The organism is Corynebacterium urinipleomorphum (assembly GCF_900155535.1).
GTDB classification, from domain to species: Bacteria; Actinomycetota; Actinomycetes; order Mycobacteriales; family Mycobacteriaceae; genus Corynebacterium; species Corynebacterium urinipleomorphum.
In genome coordinates this window covers 158,041-181,445 of the sequence record NZ_LT706965.1, presented here as the reverse complement: position 1 = coordinate 181,445, position 23,405 = coordinate 158,041, and the positions used below count along the sequence as shown (strand labels likewise).

Genomic DNA, 23,405 nt, shown 5'->3' with positions numbered 1-23,405 from the left:
CCTGCCCCGCCCGCCGCGGCCCCATTGTCCGGCGGAACCGCCCTCCCAGCTTCCTCCAGTCGCGCCCCCGCCGCAATCTTTCCGCTGTAGGTGCCGTGGCGCGTTTCCACCCACCCCAAGCCGGCGAGAGTGTTCCAGTGGAGGTGGCACTCCGGCCACGCGTCCCGCGCAATCAATTCCGCGTTGCCATAGGCGCGCACCGCTTGCGCGGAGACCTCAATGTCGTCTGCGATCGGCGCGGCCCAGTCGGCGAGCAGATCGGACGTACGGCCCGGCCCGTGCACATCAATTTCCGGCGGGCTCACCGCGGCCGCCGGCGGCACGTCAGCGGGTACCGGCACCCGCTCTTTCCTGCTCAGCGGCGCGTCGAGAATGCTGAACAACCATAGAAGCAGGGAGATGATCAGCACAATCGCCATCACCACGACCATCACCGCCCCGCACCCGCAGCCGACGGCAAAGCGCGGGCGGCCGGGAGTTCTACGAGACGGATTCACGATCGCTCACTCTACCGCCCCAACTTCCCCACCCACGCTTGCCCATGAATTTTCACATTCAAGTCACAATTCTCACCTCAGTCACTGTAGTATCAGCGTTTGTCTGTGAAACCAGATGCTCATCTTCCCCGCACACCCTGCCGAAAGGTCTCCTCCACCATGCGTTTCCGCACTTTCGCCATCGCAGCCGCCATCACCGCAATCACCGCCACGGGCGCTGTGCACGCTGAAGCCCAGAACAACACTGCCCAGCTCGTCCGTGCACTGAACAGCGGCATCACCACGGCGGATTGCAATTCTGTCGGCACGCTCCTGCGCGGCGCCAAGCTTGTCGACGCCACCACCACCCGCTCCCAGCTCATCACCACCCTGAACAAGCAGTTCGGGGCTGACGCCACCCTCACACTCGTGGCAGCACCGACCATCAACGCCGTTGGCGACCGGGCACTTGCCTGCGGTGTCGTGAAGGCCGATCCGGTCACACCGCAGACCCAGGCCATCAATCTGGCCTCCAAGCTGTCTTCCGAGGCAGGCCTGCCGGAACTGCGCAACCTCGCGCCGGTCGCGCAAAGCCTGTCCTCCCAGTTCGCCACCCGCTAAAATGGTGTCCTAACTGCTGTTTTTCTCGCGCTTCTTCCCTTCGGACCAGAGGCGGTCCTGTTCGTGCTTCGGCACGATTCCGGTACTGCCGTCGAAGAGGTAAGGAGCGCGATTTCTCATTTTGTCCACGAAGGCTTGCGCGACATCCGGGAATGAGAAGGCACCTCGGCGGGAGGCGATCTCCGCATGGAAGAGGACTTGGAGGAGAAGATCGGAGAGCTCTTTCTTGAGGGAGTCGTCGGGGTGGTGGTTACGGATGGCGTCGATAAGCTCGCCCGATTCCTGCTCGAGGTATTCGATGAGCGTCTCGTGCGTTTGGGCCATCTCCCACTCGCCGCGGGTGCGGGCAGCGCGCATGACGGACTGGGCGTGGAAGAGAGGATCCGCGAGCGAAGGTGCCTCGATGACCCGCTCCCCCGCCGCGATGCGCTTTTGTGCGACCGGATCAGACGGGTCAGTGGTGACGAGGGTCCCATCATGTGATTCCGTTGCGGCAATATCGCCCAGGTTCCAGCGGACAGAGACAGGCACCTCGTCGGTGTACGTGAGCGGGCCAGCGAGGCTAGGCGCAGCGGCCAACGGGATCATGTCGGGCCAACGGGGATCCAGGACGAGGATGGTCATGGAACCGATAGTAGAGGGTGCCGCTTAGCCCCTAAACGCTCGGTCGTTCAGCTCCCGCCGCGCCTGCTCCAGCGCGACAAGGTCAGAGAAGAGGGCATTGTAAGCCATTTCGTCGTCGCTGGGGCGCATGCGCTGCAGTTGGGACTTCAGCTGGGCGATCTGGTTGCCCACGCGGACCTCCTGCAGGCGGGAGAGGACGGAGTCGGCGTAGGCGGTGGGGTCCTCGGCGAGGATGTCCTCGACGGCGAGCTCGGAGACGAAATTGCGGCCGGTGGCGTCGAGCATCTCGTCGGCCACGTGGGGGATCCAGCTGGAACCTGCGTTGGCTGCTCCCCCGGCTTCACCCATGGCGTCGCGGACAGCGCGGTAAGCAGGGTGGGTGAAGGCATCGGGGTTGATGCCGTCGAAGTAACTGCCGGCGGCAGCCGGGTACTGCAGCGCCACTTTGAGAGCTTCCCTTTGCGCCCACAGCATCGGATCATTGGGGGCGGGCAACTCAAAGGTGGGCTGGTTCGGGGAGGGCTGCTTCGACTGATTCGCCTTGGAATCCTCCCACGCGGAGCGCTTGGCCGGCTTCGGGTTCTTCGCTTCCTGGCGGACCTGCCGGATCACCTCGTTCGGGTCGGGCCAGCCCACCCATCCGGCAAGTTGGCGGGCGTACTCGGTCTGCAGCGGGGTGTCGCGGATCTGAGCGACGACGGGGACGGTGCGCCGCAAAGCCTGCAAGCGCCCCTCGGGGGTGTCCAGGGAGTAGTCCTGCAGGAGGGACTCGATGACGAACTCGAACATGGGCACGCGGTTAGCCACCAGGTCGCGTACAGCACCGTCGCCTTTGGCCAAACGCAGGTCGCACGGATCCATACCGTCCGGCGCGACGGAGACGAAGGACTGGCCGGTGAACTGCTGGTCGCCCTCGAAGGCGCGCATGGCGGCTTTCTGTCCGGCTTCGTCGCCGTCGAAGGTGTAGATCAGCTCGCCGCGGAAATAATTGTCGTCCAGCATGAGGCGGCGGATGATGCTCATGTGGTCTTTGCCGAAGGCTGTGCCGCAGGACGCGACAGCCGTGGTGACACCAGCCGCGTGCATTGCCATCACGTCCGTGTACCCCTCCACCACCACGCACTGGTGGCCCTGCGCGATGTTTTTCTTGGCCAGGTCCAGTCCGAAAAGCACCTTGGATTTGTGGTACAGCATCGTGTCGGCGGTGTTCATGTACTTGCCCATGGTGTCGTCATCAAACAGCTTCCGGGCACCGAAGCCGATGACGTTGCCGGCCACGTCCTTGATCGGCCACAGCAAACGGCGGCGGAATTTGTCGATGGGCCCGCGCCGCCCCATCGTGGACAACCCCGCATCGACAAGCTCCTGCACCTCGAATCCCTTGCGCAACAGATGCTTGGTCATCGTGTCCCACCCGTCGGGGGCATACCCGCATTCGAAGTGGTGGATGATCTCGCGGTCGAAGCCGCGGTCGAGCAGAAAACGGCGACCCACTTCAGCCTCTGGCTGCTCCAGCTGGTCGCGGTAGAACTCGTGCGCGGCTTTGTTCGCGGCGATCAAACGGGCACGCGTGCCCGGCTTGACGTCTCGCGCGCCTGTGGATCCGCCCTGGTAGTTGATGTGGTAGCCGATCTCCTCCGCGACTGCCTCCACGGCTTCGGGGAAGCTCAGCTGCTCCATCTCCATCATGAAGGAGAAGACATCGCCGCCCTTGCCGGTGGAAAAGCAGTGGTAATAACCGCGCGCGGGACGGACGTGGAAGGAGGGGGTCTTCTCGTCCTTGAACGGGCTCAAGCCCTTCAGCGAATCATGGCCCGCGGGTTTGAGCTGGACGTACTCCCCCACGATGTCCGCCAAGTTGGCGCGCTCGCGGATAGCTTCAATGTCACTATCCGGAATTCTGCCCCTTGCCATGGCGCACATCCTACCGCGCGGCTGTGTCTAAAATGAACGCATGTCTACTGACGGCGACAGTTCGAGCCATTCAGTCGCTCTGCCCCTGATCCTCATCATCGGGCTGATCACCCTCGTGTCCACGGTGTACTCCATCGTGCACGAGCCGGAGAGCACCGACGGCATCAGCGAGTGCACGTCAGTGCCGCAAGAAGCAACACGGCTTATCGACGACATCCATGCCGGCGGCCCCTTCGAATACCCCTCCAACGACGGCAGCCACTTTGGCAATTACGAGCAGATCTTGCCGGCGGAGAACTCCGATTACTACCGCGAGTACACCGTGGACACTCCCGGTGTGAACCACCGCGGGGAGCGCCGCATTGTCACCGGCGGAGGCACCGAGACCGACCCGGACGTGTATTACTACACCGACGACCACTACGAGTCCTTCTGCGAAATGGTGGTCGAGTGATGCCCGTGAACGCCATCGTCATCGCCCGCCCCGTCCGCTCCATCGAGGACCTCGGCGACGGCATCATCGACGCTGTCTACGCCTCCGACGAGCGTCCGGTCCCTCGCAACCTCGACGCTCTCGCCGACCTCCTGCGCGAAACCCAAGCGAACCGCCTGGTGGTGTCGGACTGGCGCGTTCCCGAAGAACAGTCCGAGAGATTGCGTCAGGTCCTGGCCGTCGAGGGCGTCCAGCTCAGGCTCGAACAGCACTGAACCAGCACTGAACTAGCACGACCTCAGCGCGCTGAAATCGTTGGGCGAAACCTGAACTCGTCTCCCGTTTTTCGCGCTCATGTTGAATGAATTGCACATTTCAGTGCGCAATTCCGCCCCAAGTTCAGGTTTCAGCGTGAACTCTGAACTCCACCGGGGTAGATAGGAGTCATGGGGGAAGATCGGGCATGGCGAGACTTCGCTGACCAGCACGTTCAGGAAGTTCGGCAACAGTACCTGCGCGAGCGAGTTCAGGTTTCACGCAAGGAACCTCCCACGCGATCCCCGAGCCTCAGTTTCGTGTCGCCGACCAGCGCGGTCCCGGCCAAATGGTTCCGGGGGCTCAGCATCAAATTGCAGCTCACGGTGCGGGGCGCTGCAGCTGTGCGTGATTCGCGCAAAGCCGTTCTCATCGGTTGGTGGGCTGCGGCGCAATGGGGAATGTGGTTCATCGTGCCGAAGGATCAGACGGTGGAGATGGCGCTGCCGTCGGGGTATCAGCCGTCGAAAAGCAAGCTTCCTCCTCGTGTCCGATTCATATCCAACAAGATCCGGGAGGAAGAAATCGTGGAGCTTGATGGCGTGCGCGTCACACATCCGCTGCGCACGTACGTGGACATGTGTCGAATGGGGCAGCGTACGAACGCGTGGCTCGCGGCGGGGTGGCTGCTCAACCGCGGATTAAGCGCGGACGAGATTTCCTCGTACGCAGCGAGCTTCGAGGGGACGATGCGCCCGAACCTGCGGCGGTTGGCTGTCTCACTTCCCCACCGCGCGAAGGAACTCACCTCGTTCCCTCACCTACTGGCGTATGCGCTTTTAATCGACTCGCCTGTTTACGTCCGTACGCACTGCGAACTCGACGAGATGGGTCACGCGATTCTCCTTGCGGGAAACGATCTTGTCATCGCGGTCAACGAGGACCCGCTGTGGCGCCAGCTCGAAGCTGATCCGAAAGACAAACAGCTCGCCCGGCGGCTGCGCAGGCGCGAGAGATGGGTTGCTTCCCGCGGCTTCCGCAAACTCTACTTCACTGCCGAAGAGATCGAAGCTGATCCGGAGGGGTTCGTGAGCGAAGTCCTGGGGGCGAGACACCTGCGTCGGCGCGATCTCTCGTACTGGTAGGTCGATTTTGCTTAGAGGTACCCCTCGAAGGACGCTGTCTTCTTCGCGGTGCGCTCCAGGCGGGACTCGGTCATGGAGGCGATCTGGTCGATGATCACGCGCTGGCGTTCAGCGTCCTTTTCCGCCTGGTGCCACCACGCGGCGAACATGGTGTCCAGGGAACCCGGCGCGCCGGCGGTGAGGTAGTCGTAGACGCGGACGATGCGGTTGCGCTGCCGGTCCTGCCGGGCGATGTGGGAGGGCATGTCCATGACGTAGAGCACTGCCACTGTCTTGAGCAGGCGTACCTCGGCCTCGGCTTCGGGCGGGATGACTAGCTGACCGTGCATGCGGCCGACTGGGCCGGGATTGGCGCTTTCCGTCGCGCTGATCACGGAACCGACGTAGCGTCCGACCAGTTCGGATGTCATCTTCTTCAACGTCACGTACCCGGTGAGCGAGAAGTCGAAATCGGCGGCGGCGGAGACGATGGGGAGGGAGCGGAGGCGGGCGGCGGCGTCGATAAGCTCGTCCGCCGTGCCCCCAAATGCTGCTGCGCCTTTCGCGGCGAGCGCGGCGAGCTCCACCAAGTCCCACAGAACCTTGAGGTCCACGCGGCCGGAGACGATACCGTCCTCGACATCGTGGACGCTGTAGGCAATGTCGTCGGAGCAGTCCATGACCTGCGCCTCCATTGGCGGGAGGTCGTCGGTGTGACCTTCGCGCAGCCAGGCGAGGATGTGCGCGTCCTCGTCGTAGGCTCCGTATTTGCGGTTCACCGTACCGTCCGGGTTGGTACGCGTGCGCGGGTACTTGCATGCGGCGTCGAGAGCCGCGCGCGTGAGGTTGAGGCCGAACGACTCCACGCCGTCCAGCACCTTCGGCTCGAGCCGGGAGAGAATGCGCAGGGTCTGCGCGTTGCCCTCGAAGCCGCCGCAACCGGCGGCGAGCTCGTTGAGCGCTACTTCCCCGTTGTGCCCGTACGGCGGGTGCCCGATGTCGTGGGTGAGTCCCGCCATCTCGCACAAGTCCGGGTTCAGGCCGAGTCCCAGGCCGATACTGCGGGAGATCTGCGCGACCTCCAGGGAGTGCGTCAGACGAGTGCGCGGTGTGTCGCCGTCGCGCGGCCCCACCACCTGGGTCTTGTCCGCTAGGCGCCGCAGCGCCGCGGAGTGGAGCACGCGCGCCCGGTCGCGTGCGAAGCCGTCGCGGTGCTCCTCCATGTCGGCGAGCTGCGAGCCCTTCTCCCCCTCCACCACGCGGCGGGCGAGGTCCGACGATTCATACTGGTACGTCATAGCGCCACCGAGCCTAATCGGGAAATGCGCCCGTCCACGGGCACCACGCGCGCTGTACCCTGTAGGGCATGACTTCGCGCTACCTCCGTATTGCTCTGGCCACCCCGGCGCTCGCCGGCGGCATTGCTCTTTCCGCCGCTCCCCTGGCGCTCGCTGCCACCGAGACATTGCAGGCGCAGGCAAGCGCTACTGCTGGCGCCTCCCTCGCCCCAGCCGACGTGCGCGACAAGGTCACCGATGATGCCGGGGTTCTCTCGGGCGGTGAGAAATCCCAAATCGAGGACGCGATCAGCCAACTGCAGCAGTCCAAGCAGCTCAACGCCTACGTGGTGTACCTGGACACCTTCGGCGGGCAAGACCCGGCGGAGTGGGTGCGCGACGCTATTACGGACAAGGGCCCGAACACCGCTGTCGTGGCCATTTCGCCGAATGACGGCAAATACAACGTAAACGCCGGCTCCCAGTGGAGTTCTTCGGCTGTGGATGCCATGTCTAACGCAGCGTTCAACCAACTCTCCCAGAAGAACTTCGGCGCTGCGGGCCTGGACGCCATCAATGCGGTGAACGGCTCCACCGACGGCGAGGGCGCGGCGATCGTCGCGGGCGGTCTCGGCGCGGCGGCTCTGGCTGGCGGCGGCTTCTGGCTCTACGGCCGCAACAAGAACAAGAAGGCGGACCAGAAGCAGCTCGCCTCCGCCCGCGAGCTCAGCCCGGGCGATACCGATTCACTCGGTCGCCTGCCTACGCCGACGCTGGAGCAGCTCGCCCAGGACGCGCTCGTCCACACCGACGAGTCCATCCGCGTGGGCAAGGAGGAACTGAAGGTGGCCACGGACGAGTTCGGTGCCGAGCGCGTTCGCCCGTTCACCTCCGCGATGAATCAGGCCACCTCCGCTCTGCAGCGCGCGTTCAACATTCACCACCGCCTCTACGACGCCATCCCGGAGACGGAGCCGGAGAAGCGCGCCATGTTGATCGACATCATCTCGTCTTGCGGCCAGGCGGAGAAGGCCCTAAACGACAAGAGCGAAGAATTCCAGAGCATGCGCAATGTGCTGATAAAGGCGGACCAGGAGATCGACACGATCTTCCAGCGCACCGTGGACCTGCGCGCACGCATCGAGCCCGCCCGCGCAACGCTTGAGGACCTTCGTGCGCGGTACTCGGAGCAGATCCTCGAATCCATCAGCAGCAACGTGGACATCGCTGTCGAATCCATCGACGAAGCAGAGAAGCAGCTCGAGGAAGCCCGCGGTCTCGCCGCGCAGCCGGCCGGTAAGCAGGGCGCACTCGTGGACGTGCTCCGCGGAGCTCAGCACACCGTCGAGGTGGCCGACAAGAACCTGGACGCGATCGAGCACGCCGACACCAACATCCAGACTGCGCGCACGAACCTGCCCGCCCTGATCCAGGAGATCAAGGACGAGCTGCGCGAGATCGAGGACCTCAAGGCCGAGCGCGAGCAGGGCGCGCGTATCGACGTCTCCTCTCTCGACTCCATCTCCTTCCGCGCCCGCCAGGAACTGGGCGCCATGGGCAACCGAGAGGAGACCGATCCCCTGGCGCTATTCATGGAGCTGACCCAGCTGGACACGGACATTGACGCCGAGATCGACAAAGCGCGCGGCGTGGCTAGCGACCAGAAGCGCCAGCTGCAGCTCCTGGACCAGCAGCTGCAGGTCGCCGCCGCACAGATCCAGGGCGCCCAAGACCTCATCCAGTCCCGCGGCCGCATCATCGGATCCCGCGCCCGCGGCCTGCTCGCCGAAGCTGGCCGCCAGTTCGCGGAGGCCCAGAACCGCCGCATCAAGGACACCCGCGGCGCGATCGAGTACGCCCGCGAGGCCACCAACACCGCCCGCCGGGCAGCGCAGGCCGCGGAGAACGACATTGACATCTACCGCCGCCGCCAGACATCGAACTCGATGAACAACATGGCCAGCGCCATCATCTGGGGTTCGCTGCTCTCCGGTGGCGGCGGCTTCGGTGGTGGATACGGCGGCGGCTTTGGAGGCGGCGGTGGCTTCTCCGGTGGCAGCGGAGGGGGCTTCGCCGGCGGCATGGGCGGCCGCGGGGGAAGCTTCTAGAACCAGCTAGATCCTGGTGGCGCGCCCCGGCGTGTCCATCAGGGTCAATGCCCAGGTGATGAAGGCCAGGTCGGGCAGAGGGGCGCCGTCGAAAAGCTGGACGCGCAGATCCGTGCCTCTACTCGGCTGGGTGCGCGCGACCACGACGCCCTCCTCGTCGACGACCGTGCGTGACGTGCTGAATGTGCTGTCGCGCTGAACGCGGTAACGGCGCGACCCGCAGCGTGCAGTGAGCGACCCGGTGTTCAGCCCCCGCATGCGGATGCGAAAACTTTCTTCGCCAGTTTCCCCTGCGACTTGCCAGCGGAGTGCTCCCGCGGTGTGGGAGACCTCGATGGCGGTGCCGTCGACGGTGAGATCGTTGTCCGCGGTGAGCGCCGCGATCTCCGCGCCGTCGGCGGTGAGCGTCGCGTCCTCCCACACTGCGTTGATCATCATGGTGTTCCTTAACGCGGCCCGATGAACCAGACGATGACGATGAACACGCTGAGCAGCACAAGGAACGCGATGAGCGCAGTCGAGTTGGTCATCTTGCGCGCTTCGAGCACGAGCCGGCTGGCCCACGCGAGCGCGACGATGTCGACGGGCGCGAGCTGCGTCTCCCCCTCGAATTCGAGGATGGCGCGGCGCACTCCATTGTGGTCGGAGGTGAATTGGCCCACCTTCTGCCCCGCAGCGTCGTCGATGATCCAGTTCTTGGAGGTCTCCGCCACCATCACGTACTGGCGGGAGCCGTCGACGGTGACCGGAATCTGCTTGTCGCGGCGCAGCGAACCGTCGGCGCGCACGACCTCGCGGCCGTCCTGCGTCGCCACAGCGCCCCCCTCCGGGGTGGTGACCAGGTCCCACACCTCACCGGATGTGAGCTCGGCGCGCTCGTGCGTGAATTTCGCCAGCGCGTCCGGGCCCTCCTCTGCGAGCAGAACGGGCGCTTCGCGGTCCGCGCGGTCCCAGCTGACGTAGTGCATAGTTGCCCCTAGCAGCCGATCAGGCGTGCGGCCAGGTAGGACTCCAGCTCGTCGACCTTGACGCGCTCCTGCTCCATGGTGTCGCGCTCGCGGACTGTGACGGCACCGTCTTCGAGGGAGTCGAAGTCGTAGGTGACGCAGAACGGGGTGCCAATCTCATCCTGGCGGCGGTAGCGGCGGCCGATCGCACCGGAGGTGTCGTAGTCGACGTTCCAGTGCTGACGCAGTGTATCAGCCAGCTCCTGCGCCGGTCCGGAAAGCTCCGGCTTCTTGGACAGCGGCAGAACCGCGACCTTGACCGGCGCCAGACGGCGGTCCAGCTTGAGCACCACGCGGGTGTCAACGCCGCCCTTGGAGTTCGGTGCTTCGTCCTCGTGGTACGCATCGATGAGGAAGGCCATCATCGCGCGGCCCAAGCCGGCGGCTGGCTCGATGCAGTACGGGATCCAGCGCTCGTTCGTCTCCTGGTCGAAGAAGCTCAGGTCCTCGCCGGATGCCTCCGCGTGCGTCTTCAGGTCGTAGTCCGTGCGGTTGGCTACACCCTCCAGCTCGCCCCACTTAGAACCCTGGAAGCCGTAGGCGTATTCGATGTCCACCGTGCGCTTGGAGTAGTGGGACAACTTCTCCTTCGGGTGCTCGTACAGGCGCAGGTTGTCCGGGTTGATGCCCAGGTCGATGTACCACTGGTGGCGGTTGTCGATCCAGTACTGGTGCCACTGCTCATCCTCGCCGGGTTTGACGAAGAACTCCATCTCCATCTGTTCGAACTCGCGGGTGCGGAAGATGAAGTTACCCGGAGTGATCTCGTTGCGGAAGGACTTACCGGTGTTGGCGATGCCGAACGGCGGCTTCATGCGCGAGGACGTCATCACATTCTTGAAGTCCACGAAGATGCCCTGCGCCGTCTCCGGGCGCATGTAGTGCAGGCCTTCCTTGTCGTCGACCGGGCCCAGGTAGGTCTTCATCAGGCCGGAGAATTCGCGCGGCTCGGTCCACTTGCCCGGCTGGCCCGTCTCCGGGTCGTTGATGTCCGCTAGGCCGTTTGCCGGCGGGTGGCCGTGCTTTTCCTCGTATGCCTCCAGCAGGTGGTCGGCGCGGTAGCGCTTGTGGGTGTGCAGGGACTCCACCAGCGGGTCAGTGAACACGTCGACGTGGCCGGACGCCACCCACACCTGCGGCGGGAGGATGATGGAGGTGTCCACACCCACGACATCGTTACGCGTCTGCACCATGTGCTTCCACCACTGGCGCTTCAGGTTCTCCTTCAGCTCCACACCCAGCGGACCGTAATCCCAGGCAGACCGGGTTCCCCCGTAAATCTCGCCGGCTGGGAACACCAGGCCACGGCGCTTGCACAGGTTCACAACGGTATCGATCACGGTCGAGGCCATGGGTAAGTCCACTCTCCTGAAAAGCTAGGCGTTTTGGCAACGCAGACAAGTGTAGCTGCTCACCAGAAGCGCAGGTACGGCAGTGCCCGCGACCATGTGTCCACCGCTAGATCCGATCGATGACACAGGCAAGCTGCGCTTTAGAACATTGGCTGAGTAAACTTTCTATTCAATTCAATGCCCCGTGGCCTTGCCGCGGAAGGAATATCTCTCCTGCAGTGCGCACTCAAAGTGGCGAGATGAAAGGACGTCAGATGAGCCAAGCCCCGAATTGGTCCGGGGAGAAGATGAACCGGACCTCGGAAATCATCGCTGCACTGGATTCTCCTCTCCGCCTGCAGATCCTGCTGCTGCTGCACCAACGCGACCATGTCGTGCACGAACTTGTCAGCACGTTGGGCAAGTCCCAACCGCTGGTGAGCCAACACTTGCGTGTGCTCAAGGACGCAGGATTGGTGGATTCCACCCGGGCTGGGCGCGAAGTGGTCTACCGTTTGGCCGTACCTGGTGTGATAACGGTCCTGGAAACACTGTCCATCCTCGAGAGCGCAAAGCACGACGAGCTCGCCTCCCGCAGGAAACACACTCCTGATTTCATCGATGCGACTGAGAGCACCGGGTCCGCTGCGGCATTCGGCCCCTTGCCCGACAGCACCCCGGACCGTGACCCTGGTCTGGCACCCCACACGCCGGCTCCGCCCAGCTGACCGGTGGGCCTAAGGTGGAGGCCATGAGTACACGGTCGATCAAGAATGACGCTCCCCCGAAGATCGGCGCACGCAACACGCGCCAGCGCAGCGCTGTCGTGGATGTCCTGCAGGAGATCGACAGGTTCGCTTCCGCCCAGTCGATTCACCGGGAACTCACTGACCGTGGCCAAAAGGTCGGCCTGACCACCGTGTACCGGACGCTGCAGACTCTCACCGAGGTCGGTGCCGTCGACGCCTTGAATTCGGACACCGGGGAGACGCTGTACCGACACTGCCTCAGCGACCGGCATCACCACCATTTGGTGTGCACGAACTGCGGCCGCAGCGAGGAGATTGACGGCGGCCCCGTCGAGGAATGGGCGAAAGAGACCGCTGAGAAATACGGCTTTGAGCTCAGCGGGCACGACGCCGAGATCTTCGGCGTGTGCCAGACCTGCCGGCAGAGCTCTTAGGCGCCCACCACCGAGCCGAACAGTGCGCCCAGCGCGTACGTCACCAGCGCAGCCCCCAGGCCGATCACCAACTGCCTGAATGCGCGCAGACCCGGCTTCTTGCCGGAGAGCAAACCGGTGATCCCGCCGGTAATCAGCAGCGCACCGGAGACGAGCACGAGCGCAACGATCGCCCCGACCCGGGGGCTAGCCCCGAACAGGAACGGGACAATCGGCACGAACGCCCCTGTGGCGAAGAAGATGAAGGACGCGATCGCCGCCGACCACGCGCCGCTGGCATCCGTATCGCCGGGTTCCAAGCCGTGCTCGACGTGGTGGTGCTGGTGACCGGTCATCATGGACCAGAAGACATTCTTCGCCTGAGCGTCCGCCTCTTCGGCGCTCATGCCGCGGGCACGGTAGACCAGCGCGAGCTCGTTCTGGTTCACATCCAATTTCGGCAGCAGGTCGCGGGCTTCGGGGTCGGGAGTTGAGGCGTCGAGAAGCTCGGCCTGGGATTTCACCGAAACGTACTCGCCCGCGGCCATCGACAGCGCGCCCGCGAGAAGACCGGAAATGCCCGTGAGCAGGATGAAATTAGAGGACACGCCCGAGCCCATGACGCCGAGCACGAGCGCGACGTTGGACACCAGCCCGTCGTTCGCGCCGAACACCGCCGCACGGAAAGACCCGGAGAGCTTCTCGCGGCCCTGCGCCGCCAGTGCGCGGACGACCTCAGCGTGCATGGCCTCATCTGCCGCGATCTCGTCCGGGGCATCTTCATCGTCCAAGTACGGGGACCGCTGCTCGGACGTCTGCATCAGCGCCAGTGCGAAGACCGGCGAGACATTGCGCGCCAAAAACGACATGAAGCGCGTGTGCATGTCGGGTTTGATGGGCATGCCCACCTCGGGGCCGAGCTTGTCGCGCCAGTACTTCTCGTGGCGGGATTCAGCATCGGCGATCTCCTCGAGAATCTCCCGCTCGTCGCCCTCCCGCTTCTTGGCCAGTTCACGGTAGGTGGCGGCCTCCGCGCGCTCGTTTGCCAGGTACTGCCGCCATTTGCGGATCTGGCTGCGGGTCGGCTGCTGGGCCGAGACAGTCTCCGTCATTTCACGCCTCCGAATCGGCGGTCCCGTTTCGCGTACTCAAGCACAGCATCGTACAGATCCTCCGCCGTGAAATCGGGGAAGAGAATATCGCGGTACACCATCTCCGCGTACGCGGACTGCCACAGCAGGAAATTCGAGGTGCGCTGCTCGCCCGACGGCCGCAGGAACAGGTCCACGTCCGGCATGTCGGGTCGGTACAGCCAATTGCTTATCTGCGCCTCCGTGATCTCCCCCGACCTCATTTCCCCCCGTTCCACTGCCTTGGCCATCTGTCGCGCGGCATCGGCAATCTCAGCCCGGCCACCGTAATTAATGCACATAGCCAGAGTCAGACCGGTGTTGTTCTTGGTCAACTCTTCAGCTTCCTCCAACTCCCGGATCACCGAGCGCCAGAGTCGCGGACGACGCCCGACCCACACAATGCGCACATTCTTCTCGTGCAATTGGTCGCGCTCAGCGCGCATCACCTCGCGGGAAAAGCCCATAAGAAATCGAACTTCCTCCGGGCTGCGACGCCAATTCTCGGTGGAAAAAGTGTAGGCGGAGAGCCACTCGACGCCCCCGAGATCAATGCAGGCGTCCACCATGTTCATCAGGACCTTTTCACCGGCTCGGTGGCCTTCGGTGCGCGGCATTCCACGCTCCTGCGCCCAGCGGCCGTTACCGTCCATGACGAGCGCGATGTGACGAGGAATGAACTCGCGGGGGATATCGGGGATAGTGCTCACCCCGACTATTATGCCTGCTCCATGATCTTCAACGACGACACGGCTGACTCCACGTTGAACTGCAGGTGGGAGATGCACAGGCGGTGTACTTGCACCGCTGTCGTCTCGGTGAGATTGTCCTGCGCGGCAGCCAGGTAGCCCTGTTCGAGCAGCCACATGATGTGGAGGGTGTCCTCCTCCACATCGAAGGATCCGGGTGGCCGGCAGTGCACGCACGCTGCTCCCCCGACCGCCGGGTGGAAGGCGTGGTGCGGCCCCGGGCGGTTGCACTGCGCGCAGTTGAACAGGCTCATCCCCCACCCGGCGTGCGCCGTGGCGCGGAGAATGAACGCGTCGAGCACCAGTGTCGGATATGCGTTGTCTTGCAAGGCCTCGAGTGCAGTCCCTACTTCGCCGAACAGAAACGAGTCGGCTTCATCCGCGTAGCTGAGCTTCTCCGCCGCCTCGAGCACCGCGCATGCCGCGGTGTAGCGGTCGAAGTCCTCGATGATCCCCCGCCCGTAGTACGCCACTGTGTCCACCTGCGTGATCGTGGCCAGGTTGCGTCCAGGGTAGAGCTGCACGTCAATGTCCACGAAGGGCTGCACTCGCGAGCCGAAGCGGCTCTTCGTCTTCCGCACACCTTTCGCCACAGCGCGCACCAGACCGTGACCGCGCGTGAGCAGCACCACGACGCGGTCCGCCTCGCCGAAATCGTAGGTGCGCACCACAAAGGCGCGGTCGCGGAAGCTGGGTTTAGAAGCCAAGGCGCCCCAGATGCTTCGGGTCCGACTGCCAGTTCTTCAGCACCTTGATGCGCAGATCCAAGTACACGTTCTGCCCGACAAGCTCCATAATCTGCTTGCGTGAGCGTTGCACGATGCCGGATAACCTCCGACCGTCCCGCCCCTCGATGATCGCTTTCTGCCCCGGGCGCTCCAGATACAGCACGGCGTAGATCTTGGTGCGGGTGTTGCCGCGGTCGTCGGTCTCCGGCAACATCTCGTCGATCTGCACGGCCACCGAGTGCGGCAACTCGTCGCGCAGCCCCCGCAATGCTTCCTCGCGGATCAGCTCCGCAATGCGGGTCTCCATGTCCTCGTCGGTGACGTGGCCCTCCGGGTAGAACCGCGGCCCTTCCGGCAGGTTCTGTGTCAGCACATCGAGAAGGACATCCAGTTGCACGCCCTCGGTCGCCGACACCGGAACTACATCGACCTTCTCGTTTCCCGTGGCCTCGACCAGGAGTTCGTGGAGGCGCATGAGCTGCTCGCCCACCTGGTCCTTGCTTGCGCGGTCCAGCTTGGTCACAATGCCCACGATCGGGGTGTTCGGCTTAGTTTTCTGCACCGCGTCGAGGATCCAGCGGTCGCCGGGGCCGATCTTCTCGTTCGCCGGAACCGTGATGCCAATGACGTCCACGTCGGCGAAGGTATCTTTGACTACCTCGTTGAGGCGCTCGCCGAGCAACGTCCGTGGGCGGTGCAGGCCCGGGGTGTCCACGACCACGATCTGGGCGTCGTCCCTGTTCACAATCCCGCGGATCGGGTGGCGGGTGGTCTCCGGCTGATCCGCCATGATGGCGATCTTCTCGCCCACCAGCGCATTCGTCAGCGTCGACTTGCCTGTGTTGGGGCGGCCGACAAAGCTGACAAAGCCGGAGCGGAAGCCCTCCGGGGTGTCGGTGAACTGGGAAAGAAGATCCATGCCTGCACATGGTACGGCACTGAAACTGTTGTCCGGCTCCACAATGAGGTCCTGGCGCTCCACCAACGGCAACCCGGCGAAGCTGTTGTCCAGCCGCGTGGTCTTCTGGGCTGCCACGACCATGCCGTAGAGAGTCCCGGCGATGTGCTCGAGGCGGCCTTTCGGTTCGTCGTCGATAAGCGCCGTGAACATCGCAGCGGCGAGGTCGCCCGCGCCGACGACGTTGCCGCCGATGCGCGGGGTTTCCACGTACCAGGTGCCCTCCTCAGAGATGTCCAGCATCCCGATGGTTTCCGGGTCGCCTGTGTCCACGCTGGTCACCAACGCCCTGCTCTTCAGGGAGCGGGCTGCCTCGATCGTGTCCTCGATGCTTGCCAGCTCGCGGCCGGTGAGCAGCGCCAGCTCCCACTGGTTCGGGCAGATCGCGTCCGCCAGCGGAATGATCTCGTCTTTGAAGATGCCGGGAATGTCGTCGTCGACGAAGGAACCGACCTTCGCGTTGCCGATCACCGGGTCGCACACCCACTCCGCGTCCGGGTTCGCCTCCTTGATCTCTTCGACGGCCTCGACGATCACGGAGGCGAGCGAGGAGGAGCCGAGGTAGCCGGTCACAACAACGTCGACAAGCGGGTACGCGAAGCTCATCCCGTCGAGCACATCGGCGACGTGCTTCGGGGCGATCTTCGGCCCGCGCCACGAGGGGTACTCCGTGTGGTTGGAAAAATTCACCGTGTGCACCGGCCAGACTTCGTGACCGAGGCGCTGCATCGGAAAAACCGCGCCCGAATTGCCTACGTGACCGAAAGCGACGGCCGACTGGATGGAGAGGATATTCACAGCGCGCGGACCTCGAACTGCATCTGCGGGTGAGCGTACGCGTCTTGGGATTCCACTAGGAGCAGCTCCGGCGCGCCCTCGTTGTACGTGGCTTCCAGCAGGTCGAACACGCTCGATGCCGTTTTGGCCAACGCATCGGCCGCATCGCCCGTCTCCGCGTAGTGGCCGGTGAACAGTGCGCAAGCAACATCCCCCGAGCCATTCCTCTTGAACGGCAGCCGCGGCGTTTGCACGATCCACGCTCCGTGCTCGTCCGAGACAATCATTTCCACAGTATTGTCCGGTTGATCAGATCGCTGAACAGAAGTGACCAGTACTACCGACGGGCCCATCACCTTCGCGGCCTCGATCGCCTCCAGCGTCGACTCCAGATCCGTCGCGTCCCTGCCCGTCAGGTATCCCAGCTCGAACTGGTTCGGAGTAATGATGTCCGCGTCCGGAACCACGGTGTCCCGCAGCAGCGGCGGAATATTCTCTGAGACATGGCAGCCCGACTTGGCATTCCCCATCACCGGATCGCATGAATACACGGCGGCAGGATTCTGCTCCTTGACCGTCTTCACAGTGTCCACCACCACCTGGGCGATGTCGTCCCCACCCAAATAACCAGAGAGCACCACGTCCACATCTTTCAACGCACCGCGGTCGCCGATGCCCGCGATGACCTCGCGGACGTCCTCAGCCGGGATCATCGGCCCCTTCCACGAGCCGTAGCCGGTGTGGTTAGAGAAGTTCACGGTGTAGACCGGCCACACCTCGTGCCCAATCCGCTGCAGCGGGAATACCGCCGCGGAATTTCCGACATGGCCGTACGCCACAGCCGATTGGATGGAGAGGATATTCTTCATGCACCTATTGTGCACTGTCGCCGGGGTCATCTTCGGCACGGGGCTGCTCGGGGACGTCGATAAGCACAGTGCGCACTTTCATGCGGCCGCGACGGTCGCGCCCGCCTTCCGCGGTGAATCGAAGCCCCTCGACCTCCACGTAGGAGCCCGGCAGGGGCACGCGCCCGAGATCGTAGGAGAGCAGGCCCGCGACCGTCTCCACGTTGTCGGTGAGCTCCTCGTCGAATTCCAGCTCGTAGTTCAGCTCGTCGTCGAGGTAATCCACCAGATCGTCCAACGGCAGTCGCGCCTGAGCGCGGTAGGTGCGGTCCATGATCAGCTCGATTGGCGCTTCCTCGTCCGCGTCGTACTCGTCGGTGATCTCCCCGACGATCTCCTCGAGAATGTCCTCCATGGTCATCAGACCTGCAATCCCGCCGTACTCGTCCACGAGCACCGCGATGTGTGTCTGCTCCCGCTGCATCTCCGCCAGCAGGTCATCGAGCGGCTTGGAGTCCGGGATGAACATGGGCTCGCGCATCAGGTCGGAAACGCCCACGCCGCTGCCGCCGTCGGTGCGGTTGTACGTGCGCTCCACAATGTCCTTCAGGTAGATCACGCCGACGATGTCGTCGACGCTCTCCCCGATCACCGGCACGCGCGAGTGGCCCGAACGGATCATCAGGTTCGCTGCCTGGCCGGCGGTTTTCTCCGCCTCGATCCACACCATCTCCGGGCGCGGCACCATCACCTGGCGCGCGTGCGTGGTGGCTAGGTCGAAGATGTTCTGGATCATGCGGTGCTCCACCGTCTCCACCACGCCCTGCTCCTGCGCGATGTCCACTGCTTCGCGCAGCTCCACGTCGGTGGCGTACGGGTTCTCCAGCGACTCCTCGCCCGGAGTGACCAGGTTGCCGATCCAGATGAGCAGCTTCGACACCGGGCCCAGCACCACGTACACGACCGTCAAGATCTGCGCGGCACGCAAAGAGATCGAGTACGGGTTCAGCTTGCCCGCCCGGCGAGCGATCACGCCGATGATGCCGAAGCGCATGAGCGTCACCGCCAGGATCGCGGCGGTGATGGCCCACCCACGCGACGGAATCAGGTCGAAGGCCGTCAGCAGCGCGAACACCGCCGCAAGGGTATCCAGCACCGTCTGGATCAACGCCAGAAGCCCCAGGTGGTTCGGACGCGCATCAACGACGCGCAAAAGAGAAGGAGCGCCCCCGACCTCGTCCTTCACCATCGATTCCACGCGCGCACGCGAAATGGGTACGAGCGCGGACTCGAGCATTTTCACCACGCCCGCCCCCAGCAGAGAAACAAGCGCGATGAGCAGGTAGGTCACCCACAGTTCCACTACTCGCCCCGCTTTTCGACGAGCCCGTCAAGCTCCACCCGGTCCGCCGCCGACGGGAACGCGTGCTTGCCCACAGGCTTCGGCTGGTACTCCACGCCGCGGGCAGACAAATCGTCGTACCAGTCCGCGAGGATCTCATTCTGCAGCGCGAACATTTCACGCTCGTCCGCCGGCGTCGCGTGGTCATACCCCAACAGATGCAGGCAACCGTGCACCGTCAGCAGCGCCATCTCGTGGCCCAGCGGGTGCCCGGCGGCGTCCGCCTGCTTTCTGTCGTAGTCGGGGCACAGAATAATGTCCCCCAGCATCGAGGGCCCGAAGGGAGCGGCGTCCGGCCGCCCGGATCCCGGCGTGAGCTCGTCCATGGGGAAGCTCATCACGTCGGTGGGGCCGGGCAGATCCATCCAGCGCATGTGCAGGTCCGCCATCGTCTCCGAGTCGACGCAGGTGATAGTCACCTCGGTGTCGGGGTGGACGTCCATGGCGGTGAGGGCGAACGAGGCGACGTCAACAAGCATCTCCTCGTTGACGTCTGCCTCCCCGGACTCGTTGAGGACCTCGATGCTCATGCGCGTTCTTCCTCTCCTTGTTCTTTCGCTGCTCGGCGTGCGTCGTAACGGTCGTACGCGGCGACAATGCGGCCGACCAGCTGGTGGCGCACCACGTCCTTCGCGATGAATTCCTGGAAGTGGATGTCCTCCACGTCGTTGAGGATCCGGCTGGCTACCCGCAACCCGGACACGACGCCGCGCGGCAGGTCCACCTGCGAGATATCGCCGGTGACCACCATCTTGGAGCCAAAGCCCAGGCGCGTCAGGAACATCTTCATCTGCGCCGGAGTGGTGTTCTGCGCCTCGTCGAGAATGACAAAGGCATCGTTCAAGGTGCGTCCGCGCATGTACGCCAGCGGAGCGACCTCGATGATTCCAGCCTCCATCAGCTTCGGGATCATCTCGGGGTCGAGCATGTCCCGCAGCGCGTCATACAGCGGGCGCAGGTACGGATCGATCTTGTCGTTCAGCGTGCCCGGCAAAAATCCGAGCTTCTCCCCCGCCTCCACAGCCGGGCGGGTGAGAATGATGCGCTTGACCTGCTTGGCCTGCAGCGCCTGCACTGCCTTGGCCACCGCGAGGTAGGTCTTGCCCGAACCTGCGGGGCCGATGCCGAACACGATCGTGTTCTCGTCGATCGCGTCGACGTATTCGCGCTGCCCCGCCGTCTTCGGGCGGATGATCTTTCCTCGGCGTGCGACGATCTCTTGGCCCAGAATCTCCGCCACGGATTCCGGCATGTCAGTGGCCATGATGTCCACCGCGTGCGTCACAGCGTCGGCCGTGATCACGATCCCGCGGCGCGCCATCGCCTGGATCTCGGAGAGAACGCGCGTTGCGTGCGCCACGTCCTCCACCGGGCCGCGAAGCATCACCGTCGTGCCGCGCGCGAAGAGATCCACGCCCAACATCTCGTTCAGCGTGCGCAGGTTCTCATCCGTCACGCCCAATACAGCCTGGGCCAGTTCAGGGTCGAGCTCGTAGGAGCGGGTGACCAGTTCTGCCATGCGGTTCACCCTACCAGCGGGAAAGTGCCCCAATGGCACTCAATCCGGCGAACGCGGCCGAGGCCGTCCGCAGCACCTCCGGGCCCAGCTTCACCTTCACCGCGTCCAACAGCTCCAGCTCATCCTCACCGATCCCGCCCTCAGGGCCGACAATGAGGAACAGGTTGTCCACGTCCAAGTCGACTTCGCTGATTTTCCGTTCCGCGTCCTCGTGGAGAATCAACGCAGTTTTTCCGGCGATGAGTTCCGCCAACTGGTTCGTGGTCACGGGCTCGTGCACCTCGGGGATCCAAGCGCGTCGCGACTGCTTCGCCGCCTCCCGCGCCGTGGCCTGCCACTTGTCCACGTTTTTCTGAACCTTGGCTCCCTGCCACCGCGCGATGGTCCTGTGAGAGATCCACGGCACAATAGCGTCCGCCCCGCCCTGCGTGGCTAAATCAACAGCAAGGTCAGCCCGCTCCGATTTCGGGATCGCCTGCACCACCGTCACGGTCGGACGCGGCCGGGGAACCTCTTTCAGCTCCACGACTGTGCCCGCCAACTGGTCCTTCCCAGCCAGCGAGGTCACTTCGACTTCGGCGAGGGTCCCGTGGCCGTCGGCAAGCATCACGTGCTCCCCGACTTGGATCCGCTTGACGGTGACGGCGTGGCGGCCTTCGGGCCCGTCGAGCTTTCCTGTCGCCGGGTCTTCCGCGAGGAAATACGGCAGGCTCATTAGCGGCGGAAGCGGTCGCGCAAACGGGAGAAGAAGCCCTCGTCCTGGCCGGCTTCCTCCTCGACGAATGCAGCGCCCTCATGGCTGTCCCGCAGTTCCTCCAGGCCGCGGCGCTGCTCCTTGGTCAGGTCGGTGGGGACGACGACCTGGACGTGGGCGACCATGTCGCCGGCACCCTCGCGGCGCAGACGGGGCATGCCTTCACCCTTGAGCACAATCTCCTCCTCCGGCTGCGTGCCGGCGGGAATGTCGATCGTGGTGGTCTCGCCCGCCAAGTTCTCTACCTCGACGGCGGTACCCAGCGCCGCGTCGTACATGGGCACATTCACCTTCAGGTGCAGGTTGTCGCCCTCGCGCACGAATACCGGGTGCGTCTCCGTCTCCACCTCCACGTAGAGGTCGCCCGCCGGGCCGCCGCCGTGTCCGACCTCGCCCTGGCCCGCCATGCGGATGCGCATGCCGCCGACGATGCCTGCCGGAATCTTCACCGAGATGTCCCGGCGCGAACGCACGCGCCCCTGGCTGCCGCACTTCTGGCACGGGTCGGTGATGATCTCGCCGAAACCGCTGCATTTCGGGCACGACGTGGTGGTCATGATGTTGCCCAAAAAGGACTGCTGGACTTGCTGCACCTGGCCCTGGCCACCGCATTCGTCACAGGTGACCGGCTTGGATTCGGACTCGGAGCCCGTGCCGTGACAGTGCTCGCAGATCACGGCAGTATCCACTGTGACGTCTTTCCGAGTACCCGAGAATGCTTCTGCCAAAGATATCGTGGTGCGCAGTAGCGCATCGTTACCTGGCTGCACGCGCGAGCGGGGACCACCGCCAGTTGTGCCGCCCTCCCCAAAGAACGCCTCGAAGATGTCGCCGAAACCAAACCCACCGGCACCGCCGCCGACCGCCTGGCCCTGCTCCATCGGGTCGCCGCCGCGGTCGACGATGCTGCGCTTGCGCGGATCCAGCAGCACTTCCTGCGCCACCGAGATTTCGCGGAATTTCTCCGCGGCCTCGTCTGTGTCGTTCACGTCCGGGTGGTACTTGCGCGCCAGACGCCGGTACGCCTTCTTGATCTCCGCGTCGGTGGCGTTCTGGTCCACCCCGAGGATGCCGTAGTAATCGCGAGCCATCTAAATTCCTTCGGTTCTAATTTCAGCTAAATCTGTGTTGTTCTAGGTTGTTCTAACGCTTTCGGCGCCGTGGATCATCCGCCCTCTTCACCGGCCAGAATATGACTGATGTAATGGGCCACGGCGGAGACCTTTTGCATGGTACCGGGGTAATCCATGTACGTCGGCCCGAGCACTCCCAGCCCGCCGAGGGTCTCGCCCGCCGCACCGTATCCGGTGGTGACAATGCTGGCCTTGGACAGTTCCTCATCCTCGTTCTCCGCGCCGATGACCACCGACACGTTGCCCAGCTCCGGCAGGTTGGCTAGCAGCTTCAGCACCACCACCTGCTCCTCGAGGGCCTCGACGACGCTGAGCAGATCCGTCGTCATGGGCACCAAGTTCGCCGCGCCGGCGATGAGCACACGATCGCTCGGGCTTTCCACCAGCGTGTCAATGAGCACGGAAATCGCCCGCCTCAGCGGATCAGCGATGGATGCCGGTGCGTCGTCGGCAAGCAGAGCTAACGACGTCGACCCGTCCCCCATCGTCTTGCCGGCGAGTGCCTTGTTCAGCAGGTCCCGCAGCTGCGCCACCGCATCTTCCCCGATTGGAGAAGAGAGTTCGACGTTGCGCTGATCCACCCGCCCGTTGTCCGTGATCAGGACGAGCAACAGACGCGTCGGTGTCAACGCCACGACCTCGCAGTGCTTCACCCGCGACACCGCCAGCGTGGGCAGCTGCACCACAGCCGCCTGGCGCGTGAGCTGCGCGAGCAGATGCGCGGACCGCCGCATCACGTCCTCAAGGTCGACGCTGGATTCTAGGAACTCCGAGATCGCCCGCCGTTCCGGGAGAGACAAGGGCTTCACATCGTTAATCGCGTCGACAAACGCCCGGTAGCCCTTCTCGGTTGGCACACGCCCAGAGCTGGCGTGCGGCTGCGCAATGAAGCCTTCCGCCTCGAGCACCGCCATGTCGTTGCGGATCGTCGCCGAAGAGACCTTCAGCTGGTGGCGCTCCACCAGCCGTTTGGAGCCGACGGGCTCCTGGGAAGAAATGTAGTCCGCAACGATCGCGCGCAGGACCGCTTGCCGGCGCTCGCGTGCGACACCCGCCATACCTGGCACTCTCCTTC

24 protein-coding genes and 1 pseudogene are annotated in these 23,405 nt (G+C 64.2%); 7 read left to right on the top strand and 18 right to left on the bottom strand.

What is annotated here, in order from left to right; all coding sequences use genetic code 11:
• Window positions 1–497: pseudogene (locus tag CZ338_RS08030) on the bottom strand (hypothetical protein); the annotation flags it as partial.
• 159 nt (window positions 498–656) lie between these two features.
• Here CZ338_RS08030 and CZ338_RS08025 point away from each other — a divergent pair.
• Window positions 657–1,097 (top strand): hypothetical protein, encoded by a 441-nt coding sequence (locus CZ338_RS08025; RefSeq protein WP_087117730.1) that lies wholly within the window; start codon window positions 657–659, stop codon window positions 1,095–1,097.
• A gap of 9 nt (window positions 1,098–1,106) precedes the next feature.
• Here the strand turns inward: CZ338_RS08025 and CZ338_RS08020 are convergent, their stop codons facing one another.
• A complete protein-coding gene (locus CZ338_RS08020) occupies window positions 1,107–1,721 on the bottom strand; it encodes a MazG nucleotide pyrophosphohydrolase domain-containing protein (RefSeq protein WP_087117729.1) in 615 nt (204 codons plus the stop codon).
• 24 nt (window positions 1,722–1,745) lie between these two features.
• Window positions 1,746–3,635, bottom strand: a complete 1,890-nt coding sequence (dnaG, locus tag CZ338_RS08015; RefSeq protein ID WP_087117728.1) for a DNA primase — start codon at window positions 3,633–3,635, stop codon at window positions 1,746–1,748.
• Window positions 3,636–3,675: 40 nt separating this feature from the next.
• On the opposite strand from dnaG, the gene CZ338_RS08010 reads away from it, so the two are divergent.
• The 3 genes from CZ338_RS08010 to CZ338_RS08000 all read left to right on the top strand — a co-directional run bounded on the left by CZ338_RS08010 (window position 3,676) and on the right by CZ338_RS08000 (window position 5,468).
• Window positions 3,676–4,089 (top strand): ribonuclease domain-containing protein, encoded by a 414-nt coding sequence (locus tag CZ338_RS08010; protein ID WP_087117727.1) that lies wholly within the window; start codon window positions 3,676–3,678, stop codon window positions 4,087–4,089.
• Window positions 4,089–4,343 carry a hypothetical protein gene (locus CZ338_RS08005; protein WP_087117726.1) on the top strand — a complete coding sequence of 85 codons (255 nt, stop codon included), beginning with the start codon at window positions 4,089–4,091 and terminating at the stop codon, window positions 4,341–4,343. The genes CZ338_RS08010 and CZ338_RS08005 overlap by 1 nt, the downstream gene beginning before the upstream one ends.
• Window positions 4,344–4,643: 300 nt before the next feature.
• The gene (locus CZ338_RS08000; protein ID WP_143341285.1) at window positions 4,644–5,468 is read left to right on the top strand and encodes a hypothetical protein; all 825 of its coding nucleotides are present in this window, start codon (window positions 4,644–4,646) and stop codon (window positions 5,466–5,468) included.
• Window positions 5,469–5,479: 11 nt separating this feature from the next.
• Here the strand turns inward: CZ338_RS08000 and CZ338_RS07995 are convergent, their stop codons facing one another.
• Window positions 5,480–6,745, bottom strand: coding sequence for a deoxyguanosinetriphosphate triphosphohydrolase (locus CZ338_RS07995; protein WP_087117724.1), 1,266 nt, complete (start codon window positions 6,743–6,745; stop codon window positions 5,480–5,482).
• Window positions 6,746–6,813: 68 nt separating this feature from the next.
• Here CZ338_RS07995 and CZ338_RS07990 point away from each other — a divergent pair, with 68 nt between their 5' ends.
• Window positions 6,814–8,832 (top strand): TPM domain-containing protein, encoded by a 2,019-nt coding sequence (locus CZ338_RS07990; RefSeq protein WP_087117723.1) that lies wholly within the window; start codon window positions 6,814–6,816, stop codon window positions 8,830–8,832.
• Between the two features lie 6 nt (window positions 8,833–8,838).
• Here the strand turns inward: CZ338_RS07990 and CZ338_RS07985 are convergent, their stop codons facing one another.
• The 3 genes from CZ338_RS07985 to CZ338_RS07975 are packed head-to-tail and all read right to left on the bottom strand — an operon-like array spanning window position 8,839 to window position 11,191.
• The gene (locus tag CZ338_RS07985) at window positions 8,839–9,270 is read right to left on the bottom strand and encodes a hypothetical protein (protein WP_087117722.1); all 432 of its coding nucleotides are present in this window, start codon (window positions 9,268–9,270) and stop codon (window positions 8,839–8,841) included.
• An 8-nt stretch (window positions 9,271–9,278) separates the two neighbouring features.
• Window positions 9,279–9,800: a hypothetical protein gene (locus CZ338_RS07980; RefSeq protein ID WP_087117721.1), complete on the bottom strand. Its 522-nt coding sequence runs from the start codon at window positions 9,798–9,800 to the stop codon at window positions 9,279–9,281.
• A gap of 8 nt (window positions 9,801–9,808) precedes the next feature.
• A complete protein-coding gene (locus tag CZ338_RS07975) occupies window positions 9,809–11,191 on the bottom strand; it encodes a glycine--tRNA ligase (protein ID WP_087117720.1) in 1,383 nt (460 codons plus the stop codon).
• 254 nt (window positions 11,192–11,445) lie between these two features.
• On the opposite strand from CZ338_RS07975, the gene CZ338_RS07970 reads away from it, so the two are divergent.
• Together CZ338_RS07970 and CZ338_RS07965 are read left to right on the top strand one after the other, a co-directional pair.
• Window positions 11,446–11,898, top strand: coding sequence for an ArsR/SmtB family transcription factor (locus CZ338_RS07970; RefSeq protein WP_087118198.1), 453 nt, complete (start codon window positions 11,446–11,448; stop codon window positions 11,896–11,898).
• A 23-nt stretch (window positions 11,899–11,921) separates the two neighbouring features.
• Entirely contained in the window at window positions 11,922–12,353 is a 432-nt protein-coding gene (locus CZ338_RS07965) for a Fur family transcriptional regulator (protein ID WP_087117719.1), read from the top strand.
• On the opposite strand, the gene CZ338_RS07960 is transcribed toward CZ338_RS07965, so the two are convergent.
• From CZ338_RS07960 to hrcA, 11 genes are all read right to left on the bottom strand, one after another.
• Complete coding sequence (locus CZ338_RS07960; RefSeq protein ID WP_087117718.1) at window positions 12,350–13,444, bottom strand: VIT1/CCC1 transporter family protein; 1,095 nt, start codon at window positions 13,442–13,444, stop codon at window positions 12,350–12,352. The two genes, CZ338_RS07965 and CZ338_RS07960, sit on opposite strands and share 4 nt — an antisense overlap.
• Window positions 13,441–14,115 carry an isoprenyl transferase gene (locus CZ338_RS07955; protein ID WP_235839544.1) on the bottom strand — a complete coding sequence of 225 codons (675 nt, stop codon included), beginning with the start codon at window positions 14,113–14,115 and terminating at the stop codon, window positions 13,441–13,443. The genes CZ338_RS07960 and CZ338_RS07955 overlap by 4 nt, the downstream gene beginning before the upstream one ends.
• 65 nt (window positions 14,116–14,180) lie before the next feature.
• Complete coding sequence (recO, locus tag CZ338_RS07950) at window positions 14,181–14,918, bottom strand: DNA repair protein RecO (RefSeq protein WP_087117717.1); 738 nt, start codon at window positions 14,916–14,918, stop codon at window positions 14,181–14,183.
• Window positions 14,908–16,695, bottom strand: a complete 1,788-nt coding sequence (gene era / locus CZ338_RS10990) for a GTPase Era (protein WP_204211907.1) — start codon at window positions 16,693–16,695, stop codon at window positions 14,908–14,910. The genes recO and era overlap by 11 nt, the downstream gene beginning before the upstream one ends.
• Window positions 16,692–17,543 (bottom strand): pyridoxal kinase PdxY, encoded by an 852-nt coding sequence (pdxY, locus tag CZ338_RS07940; protein ID WP_087117715.1) that lies wholly within the window; start codon window positions 17,541–17,543, stop codon window positions 16,692–16,694. Before pdxY ends, era begins: the two co-directional genes overlap by 4 nt.
• A gap of 4 nt (window positions 17,544–17,547) precedes the next feature.
• On the bottom strand, window positions 17,548–18,885 hold the full coding sequence (locus CZ338_RS07935; protein ID WP_087117714.1) for a hemolysin family protein: 1,338 nt from the start codon (window positions 18,883–18,885) through the stop codon (window positions 17,548–17,550).
• On the bottom strand, window positions 18,885–19,454 hold the full coding sequence (ybeY, locus tag CZ338_RS07930; protein ID WP_087117713.1) for an rRNA maturation RNase YbeY: 570 nt from the start codon (window positions 19,452–19,454) through the stop codon (window positions 18,885–18,887). The genes CZ338_RS07935 and ybeY overlap by 1 nt, the downstream gene beginning before the upstream one ends.
• Window positions 19,451–20,443 (bottom strand): PhoH family protein, encoded by a 993-nt coding sequence (locus CZ338_RS07925; protein ID WP_087118196.1) that lies wholly within the window; start codon window positions 20,441–20,443, stop codon window positions 19,451–19,453. Before CZ338_RS07925 ends, ybeY begins: the two co-directional genes overlap by 4 nt.
• Window positions 20,444–20,453: 10 nt before the next feature.
• Window positions 20,454–21,158 (bottom strand): 16S rRNA (uracil(1498)-N(3))-methyltransferase, encoded by a 705-nt coding sequence (locus tag CZ338_RS07920; RefSeq protein ID WP_087117712.1) that lies wholly within the window; start codon window positions 21,156–21,158, stop codon window positions 20,454–20,456.
• Window positions 21,158–22,288 (bottom strand): molecular chaperone DnaJ, encoded by a 1,131-nt coding sequence (gene dnaJ / locus CZ338_RS07915; RefSeq protein ID WP_087117711.1) that lies wholly within the window; start codon window positions 22,286–22,288, stop codon window positions 21,158–21,160. Before dnaJ ends, CZ338_RS07920 begins: the two co-directional genes overlap by 1 nt.
• A 74-nt stretch (window positions 22,289–22,362) precedes the next feature.
• On the bottom strand, window positions 22,363–23,388 hold the full coding sequence (gene hrcA / locus CZ338_RS07910; RefSeq protein ID WP_087117710.1) for a heat-inducible transcriptional repressor HrcA: 1,026 nt from the start codon (window positions 23,386–23,388) through the stop codon (window positions 22,363–22,365).
• Between the last annotated feature and the right edge of the window lie 17 nt (window positions 23,389–23,405).